The organism is Kitasatospora sp. NPDC091335 (genome assembly GCF_044757205.1).
In the GTDB taxonomy this organism is placed as follows: domain Bacteria; phylum Actinomycetota; class Actinomycetes; order Streptomycetales; family Streptomycetaceae; genus Kitasatospora.
The window spans coordinates 1-5,105 of sequence record NZ_JBIVUM010000042.1 but is presented as its reverse complement, the minus strand read 5'-3'; the positions used below and the strand labels follow the sequence as shown (position 1 = coordinate 5,105).

Genomic DNA, 5,105 nt, shown 5'->3' with positions numbered 1-5,105 from the left:
GCGCTCGGACAGCAGCGACACCCGGGAGACCGCGGCCGCCGGATCGGCCACCACGCCGCGCAGCAGCCGTCCGTAGTGCTCGGCGAGACGGTCAGCGGTGGCGCGGTCGAACAGGGCGGTGGCGTACTGGAGGGAGCCGGACAGGGAGCCGTCCTCGTGTTCCAGCACGTGCAGCATCAGGTCGAAGGCCGATCCGGCCCCGGCCGTGGGGACCACCCGCACGTCCAGGCCGGGCAGGGTGAACGGCCGGGCGGCGGCGTTCTGGAGGGCGAAGGACACCTGGAAGAGGGGGTTGCGGGAGAGGTCCCGCTCCGGCGCCAGCTCGTCCACCAGGCTCTCGAACGGCACGTCCTGGTGGGTGAAGGCGTCCAGCGCCGTCTCCCGCACCTTGGCCAGCAGATCGAGGAAGGACGGCTCGTCGGACAGGTCGGCCCGCATCACCAGGGTGTTGGTGAAGAAGCCGACCAGCTCCTCCACCTCCACCAGTGACCGGCCCGCCACCGGCGTACCCACCGCGATGTCCTGCTGGCCGGTGTGCCGGGCCAGCAGGGCCTGGAAGGCGGCGAGCAGCACCATGAACGGCGTCGCGCCGTGCGCCCGGGCCAGTCGTCCGACCGCCGCGACCAGCTCGGGGGCGAGCTCGAACTCCACGCTGTCGCCGGTCGCGTCCCAGACCGCCGGCCGCGGCCGGTCCGTCGGCAGGGCCAGCGGCGTCAGCCCGGCCAGCCGGCCGCGCCAGTACGCCAGTTCCCCGGCCAGCCGGTCGCCGGACAGGTACTCGCGCTGCCAGTCGGCGAAGTCGGCGTACTGCACCGGGAGCGGCTCGGGAAGCGGCGTCCCGCCGGTGAAGGCGCCGTAGAAGGAGTCCAGTTCCCGGGCCAGGACGCCCCAGGACCAGCCGTCGAAGGCGATGTGGTGCACCACGAGCAGCAGCAGGTGCTCCTCGTCGGCGAGCCGGAGCAGGGTCAGCCGCAGCGGCAGTTCGGTGGCCAGGTCGAACGGGCGGCGGATGCCCCGGTCGACGACCGAGCGTACCCCGGCCTCCCGCTCATTCACCTGAAGATGCGTCAGGTCAACGTGCTCGACGGGGAGTTCGGCGTACTCGGAGATCGCCTGGACGGGCGCTCCCTGGACCGCCGGGTACCGGGTCCGCAGCACCTCGTGCCGGTCCAGCACCGCCTGTGCCGCCCGGACCAGCGCCCCGGCGTCCAGCGCCCCGGTGATCCGCAGCACGAGCGGCAGCAGGTAGTCCGCCGCCCCCGGCCGCAACTGGTCGAGGAACCAGAGCCGTTCCTGGGCGAAGGACGTCGGGCAGTGCACCGGCTGCCCCTGCGCAGCCTCGGCCGCCACGTCGGCCTCCGGGCCGAAACCACCGTTCACCTGCCACCTCCCACAGAGCGCCACGTCGGCGTGCGGTCAGCCTGCCGAGCACCCGGCGGCGCGCGGTAGAGAGGGACCGGCAGACCTGCGCGCGGCACGACTGCGCACTCCGCTGTCGGTTCTTCTCTGGGGGCGCGGAGCCGGCCTGCGGCACGCTGTCCTGCGACAGCGCCGGACCCCGAGGGCCGGTCGACCACTGCGGGAGGACAGCGGGATGGCTGACGAGAGCACCGACGAGCGCACCTACTGCGTGGTCCACAACGACGAGGAGCAGTACTCGATCTGGCTCGCGGACCGGGACCTGCCGCTCGGCTGGTACCGGGAGGGCTTCGAGGGGCTCAAGCAGGCCTGCCTGGACCACATCGACACGGTGTGGACGGACATGCGCCCGCTCAGCCTGCGCCGCCGCATGGAGCAGGCGAGCCAGGCCTGATGGGCGAGCGGAGCGAGCACGTGGCGCTGCCCGACACCCCCCTGCACCAGCGGGTCGCGCAGCACGCGGCCGCCACGCCGTGGGCCGTCGCGCTGGAGTGCGCCGGCGAGCGGCTGACCTACGCCGAACTGGACGTCAGGGCGAACCAGGTGGCGCACCTGCTGGGCGAACACGGGGTCGGCCCCGGTGACCCGGTGGCGGTCTGCGCGGGGCGGGACATCGAGGTGGTGGTCGCGCTGCTCGGCGTGCTCAAGGCCGGCGGCTACTACGTGCCGCTGGACCCGGAGTACCCGGCCGAGCGGCTGGCGTTCATGGCGGCCGACTCCGGAGCCCGGATCCTGCTGGTCCAGGCGGAGTGGGTGGACCGCTTCGACGCGGTGCCGGGCCTGCGCGCCGTCCTGATCACGAAGGGACGGATGGCGCCCGACCTGCCGGTCACCGCGCCGCCGGTCGCCGTCCGCCCGGACGACCTCGCCTACCTCATGTACACCTCCGGATCCACGGGCCGGCCCAAGGGGGTCGGGATCACCCACCGGAACGTGCTGCGGCTGGTGCACGAGGTCGACTACGCCGACCTCGACGCCGGGCAGGTCGTGCTGATGCTCGCTTCGCTCTCCTTCGACGCCTCGACCTTCGAGATCTGGGCCCCGCTGGCCAACGGGGCCAGGCTGGCGGTACTTCCGCAGGGCATCCCCACCGGCGAGTCGATCGAGCGGGCGGTCCGGGACCACGGCGTCACCCTGCTGATGCTCACCAGCGGGCTGTTCCAGCACGTGGTGCGCACCCGCCCCACCGCCCTGGCCGGGGTCCGCCACGTGCTCGTGGTCGGCGACGTGGCACCGCCCGCCGAGGTGCGGGCCCTGATCGAACTCGGCGTCGAGGTCAGCAACGGCTACGGGCCCACCGAGTGCACGACGTTCAGCTGCGTCCGGCGCGGCATCACGCCGGCCGAGACGGGCGGCAGCATCCCGATCGGCACCGCCATCACCAACACCACCGCGTACGTCGTGGACGACCGGGGCGGTCTCACCCCGCCGGGCGCGGAGGGCGAACTGCTGGTCGGCGGGCCCGGGGTGGGCCGCGGCTACCTCGGGCGGCCCGCCCTCACCGCCGAGCGCTTCGTGCCGGACCCGTTCGGCACCACGCCGGGCGGCCGGCTGTACCGCACCGGGGACCTGGTGGCCCGTCAGGAGGACGGCCTGTTCAGGTTCCTGGGCCGGCGCGACCAGCAGGTGAAGATCCTCGGGCACCGGGTGGAGCCCGGCGAGATCGAGGCGGCACTGGGGAACCACCCCGAACTCGCCGCGGCGGCGGTCGCCGTGCGGCTGACCGCGGTCGGGGACAAGCAACTGGTCGGCTACGTCGTCCCCGAGGGCGAAGCGGCCCCCACCGGCGCGCAGTTGCGGGCGTACCTGCGGGAGCGGCTGCCGGACCACCTGGTCCCGACCGCCTTCGTGACGCTCGCCGGGCTGCCGCTCACCCCGAACGGCAAGGTGGACCGGGCGGCGCTGCCGGCGCCGGCAGCGGGCGGGGCCGCGCCGGAGGCGGTGGCCAGGACGCCGCTGGAGGAGGCCGTCGCCGCGATCTGGACCGAACTGCTCGGCGTGCACCCGATCGGCGTGGACGACGACTTCTTCGAGCTGGGCGGCCACTCGCTGCTGGCCACCCAGGTGGCCACGCTGCTGGGGGACCGGTTCCCCGTCGCGCTGCCCGCGCGCGCCGTGTTCGACGAGCCGACGGTCGCGCGGCTGGCCGGCCGGCTGCAACGCGCGATCACCGAGCACGTCATGCAACTGTCCGATGCCGAGGTGGAGTCGATGTTGTCGCAGGTGCGTGAAGGATGAGCACAGTGCCGAACCGGCGTGCGCCGGAGAGTTCCGGGGACCAGCGGCAGGCGCTGCTGGACAGCCTCCTGCGCGGCGCCGCCGGGCCCGCGCGCGCGTCCGGGGCGATCGGCCCCGTACCGCGCGACCGGCGGCTGCCCCTCTCCTTCGCCCAGCAGCGGATCTGGACGCTGGAGCAACTGCGCCCCGGCACCGTCGAGTACGTGCTGCCGCTCGGCTGGGAGCTGCGCGGGCCGCTGGACGTACCGGCGCTGCGCCGGGCCCTGCGCGAGGTGGTCGAGCGGCACGAGGTGCTGCGCACCCGCTACCGGGAGGACGGGCACCGGCCGGTCCAGGTGGTGGATCCGGCCGCCGATCCGGACTTCGCGGAGCTGGACCTCGGCGACCTGAGCCCGTCCGAACGCCCGGTGCGACTGGCGGAGTTGTTGGAGCGCGAGGCCAGGACGCCGTTCGACCTGGCCGGCCACTGGCCGCTGCGGGCCCGGCTGGTGCGGCTCACCGCGGACCACCACGTGCTGTCCCTGGCCCTGCACCACATCGCCTTCGACGGCTGGTCGGTCGGCGTGCTCGCCCGTGAACTCGCCGCCGCCTACTCGGCGTTCGCCACCGGCACGCCGAGCCCGCTGGAGCCGCTGCCGGTGCAGTACGCCGACTTCGCCGCCTGGCAGCGCCGCGAGCCCGCCGGCCCGGCGACCGGGCAGCCGGCGTACTGGCGGTCAGTGCTCGAGGGCGCGACGGCGACCGAGCTGGCCGCCGACCGGCGCCGCCCCCCGGTCTTCGACCCGGCCGGCGCCACCCTGCCGTTCACCGTGCCGGCCCGGACGGCGCAGGCCCTGACGGAGCTCGGGCGCTCGCGCGGCGCGACGCCGTTCATGGTGCTGCTGGCCGCGTTCCAGGTCCTGCTGGCCCGGCACACCGGCCTGACCGACATCGTGGTGGGCACCCCGGTGGCCGGCCGCACCAGGGTCGAGGTGCGGGGCCTGGTCGGCTTCTTCGTCAACACCCTGGTGATGCGCACCGACCTGTCCGGCGACCCGTCGTTCCTGACGGCCGTGGACCGGGTGCGGGAGACGGCGCTGGACGCCTTCGCCCACCAGGACGTGCCGTTCGAGAGGCTGGTGGACGAGCTGGCGCCGGAGCGGGACCCTTCGCGCAACCCGCTGTTCCAGATCATGTTCGCGCTGAACAACACCGATCCCGCGGGGTTCGAGGCCGCGGACGTGCGGGCCACCGAGTTCACCACGCCCTGGCACGGCTCCAAGTTCGACCTGACGCTGTACCTGACCGAGCAGCCCGACGGCTCGCTGAGCGGAGTCGTCGAGTACGCGACGGCGCTGTTCGACCGGGAGCGGATGGCGGTGCTCGTGCGGCACTTCGGCACGCTGCTCGAAGAGCTGGTCGCGCGACCCCGACTGTCCGTGCATCAGATCTCGCTGGCTTCGGCCGAT

General features: G+C 74.0%; 4 protein-coding genes. 3 read left to right on the top strand and 1 reads right to left on the bottom strand.

Features of this window, described 5'->3' with window-relative positions; translation table 11 throughout:
• On the bottom strand, positions 1-1,380 hold a 1,380-nt coding region (locus ACIQOW_RS39605), incomplete at its 3' end, for a condensation domain-containing protein (RefSeq protein WP_401092839.1).
• Positions 1,381-1,594: 214 nt separating this feature from the next.
• Here ACIQOW_RS39605 and ACIQOW_RS39600 point away from each other — a divergent pair.
• The 3 genes from ACIQOW_RS39600 to ACIQOW_RS39590 all read left to right on the top strand — a co-directional run.
• A complete protein-coding gene (locus tag ACIQOW_RS39600) occupies positions 1,595-1,813 on the top strand; it encodes an MbtH family NRPS accessory protein (RefSeq protein ID WP_188299412.1) in 219 nt (72 codons plus the stop codon).
• Positions 1,813-3,657: an amino acid adenylation domain-containing protein gene (locus ACIQOW_RS39595; RefSeq protein WP_401092836.1), complete on the top strand. Its 1,845-nt coding sequence runs from the start codon at positions 1,813-1,815 to the stop codon at positions 3,655-3,657. The genes ACIQOW_RS39600 and ACIQOW_RS39595 overlap by 1 nt, the downstream gene beginning before the upstream one ends.
• Positions 3,654-5,105 (top strand): condensation domain-containing protein (locus ACIQOW_RS39590; RefSeq protein WP_401092834.1); only part of this gene is annotated, 1,452 nt, incomplete at its 3' end. The genes ACIQOW_RS39595 and ACIQOW_RS39590, both read left to right, overlap by 4 nt.